Here is a 964-nt window from a genome sequence, read left to right as displayed (position 1 = left end):
ACGGATTTCCAGGGCGGCGACGCGCTTGGGGCGCAGATTTCGCAGATCGTCACCGCCGATTTGAAGCGTTCGGGTCTGTTCGCTCCGATCGACAAGAGCGCCTTTATCGAGAAAATCACCAACCCCGATGCAGCACCGCGCTTCGACGACTGGAAGGTGATCAACGCTCAGGCGCTGGTCACGGGCAGCGTCAGCAAGGAAGCCGACGGCCGCATCCGCGCCCAGTACCGGTTGTGGGATACCTTTGCCGGCCAGCAGATGGCTGGCGAGCAGTTCTTCGCCAACGATGCCAATCAGCGGCGTGTCGCCCATATCATCGCCGACGCCATCTATGAGCGGCTGACCGGCGAAAAAGGCTATTTCGACACCCGCGTCGTCTTCATCGACGAATCCGGCGCCAAGAATGCGCGCAAGAAGCGCCTCGCGATCATGGACCAGGACGGCGCCAACGTCCGCTATCTTTCGGACGGCAGGTCGATCGTGCTGACGCCGCGTTTCTCGCCGAACCGGCAGGAAATCACCTACATGTCCTATGAAAGCGGTCAGCCGCGGGTGTACCTGCTGCAGATCGAGACCGGCCAACGCGAACTGGTCGGCAATTTCCCAGGCATGACCTTTGCGCCGCGCTTTTCGCCCGATGGCCAGAAGGTGATCATGAGCCTGCTGCGCGACGACGGCAATTCCAACATCTTCGCCATGGACCTGCGCAGCCGCTCGACGACGCGGCTGACCAACTCGACCGCCATCGACACCTCGCCGTCCTATTCGCCCGACGGCAGCAAGGTGGTGTTCACCTCCGACCGTGGCGGCCGCGCACAGATCTACGTGATGGGCGCCGACGGTTCGGGCCAGACCCGTATCTCCTTCGGCGACGGCGTCTATTCGACACCGGTATGGTCGCCGCGCGGCGACCTGATTGCCTTCACCAAGCAGACCGGCGGCGAATTCCAGATCGGGGTCATGA

The 964-nt window shown here is 62.7% G+C and carries 1 protein-coding gene; it reads left to right on the top strand.

The annotated features are described in order from the left end of the window. Positions 1-964, top strand: a 964-nt coding sequence (gene tolB, locus EN884_RS37025) for a Tol-Pal system beta propeller repeat protein TolB (protein WP_128361185.1), incomplete at both ends; no start/stop codon positions are given.

Source organism: Mesorhizobium sp. M7A.F.Ca.AU.001.01.1.1, assembly GCF_004022735.1.
In the GTDB taxonomy this organism is placed as follows: domain Bacteria; phylum Pseudomonadota; class Alphaproteobacteria; order Rhizobiales; family Rhizobiaceae; genus Mesorhizobium; species Mesorhizobium ciceri.
Note: the sequence above shows the minus strand (reverse complement) of the source record. Positions and strands in the feature narration are given on the sequence as shown.